3 protein-coding genes are annotated in these 1,157 nt (G+C 54.6%); all 3 read right to left on the bottom strand.

Annotated features, from left to right (window positions below; genetic code table 11):
• Nucleotides 1-296, bottom strand: a 296-nt coding sequence (locus Q0314_RS07920; protein ID WP_298058056.1) for a fumarate hydratase, incomplete at its 3' end; no start/stop codon positions are given.
• A complete protein-coding gene (locus Q0314_RS07915) occupies nt 289-735 on the bottom strand; it encodes a DUF2809 domain-containing protein (RefSeq protein ID WP_298058054.1) in 447 nt (148 codons plus the stop codon). The genes Q0314_RS07920 and Q0314_RS07915, both read right to left, overlap by 8 nt.
• 64 nt (nt 736-799) lie before the next feature.
• A partial coding sequence (larB, locus tag Q0314_RS07910; protein WP_298058052.1) for a nickel pincer cofactor biosynthesis protein LarB occupies nt 800-1,157 on the bottom strand: 358 nt, incomplete at its 5' end.

The following is a 1,157-nucleotide window of genomic DNA, read 5'->3' as shown; positions in this document are numbered from 1 at the left end:
CGCAGTACGGCCTCTCGCAGCAGCTCCTCAAGCTCGCCGATGAGCGGGAAGTTCGAGCCGCAACGCACGAAAAACTGGATCACGCCCGTATCCTGGCAGGACGGACGGTCTAGCTGCTTAGCTAGGCGCTGGTTTTCAAACATCGTTTTGTAGATCTCCTTTGCCAGCGGCTGCGTTTCGCGCTCACTAAGCCCCAGCAGCTTCGCCATCACGTCGTCGGGCAGCACCTTGCCCGTGTAGCCGACGAATTTCGCCATGACCTCGGTCATCTTTTGCACGGCTTTTTCTTTATCCATCGCTTCTCCTTTTTTCAAATTTTTCATAAACGCCCGCCATGACGCAGCCTACGGCGTAGCAGAGCAAATCGGCAAAATCAAACGTTCCGCCGATCATTACTTTTAAAATTTTATTTTCTACGCCTAAAATTTGCACGGCGCCCAGATACTGCGCGAGCTCCAAGGCTGCGGCAAATGCGAAAATTTTAAGCGGCAAATTTAAAGGCGGTGCGCTAAAAGCAGCCCGAGCCAAAGCGTAAAGCAAGATGACGGCCAAAACGTCGCCCGCATAGTGCCGCACGAAACCGCCCTTTACGCAGATCGCGATGTAAATTTCAGCCGCCAAAATCAAAACCGCCGCGGCTAAAAACGCTAGCCTCGTTCTCGCGCTTTGCCTCGTTTGCGGCTTTTGCGCGAGCTTTGCAGCACTTTTTTGCTCTCTTAAATTTTCCTCTCGCAACGCCTTCCTTTTAAATTTAGCCTTCAAATTTAGCCGTTAAATTTGCCTCGCGCGCGGCGTAAATTTAGAGATGATTTATCAGGCTCGCGTTATACGCGGCGCCAAAGCCGTTGTCGATATTTACGACGCTGACGCCGTTTGCGCAGCTGTTTAGCATCGCCAGCAGCGCCGCCAGTCCGCCAAAGCTTGCCCCGTATCCCACGCTGGTGGGTACCGCGATCACCGGCACGCTCACGAGGCCTGCGAGCACGCTAGCTAGCGCGCCCTCCATACCTGCTACCGCGATCACGACCTTTGCGCCGCGTATCTGCTCTAAATTTGCGATCAGTCTGTGCAGCCCCGCCACGCCCGCGTCGCTAAATTTACGCGCGTCGTTGCCTAAAAATCTCGCCGTCTCGTACGCCTCCTCCACTACTGCGCCG

Origin of the sequence: uncultured Campylobacter sp., from assembly GCF_938040115.1 — a bacterium.
Taxonomy (GTDB): Bacteria; Campylobacterota; Campylobacteria; order Campylobacterales; family Campylobacteraceae; genus Campylobacter_A.
Note: the sequence above shows the minus strand (reverse complement) of the source record. Positions and strands in the feature narration are given on the sequence as shown.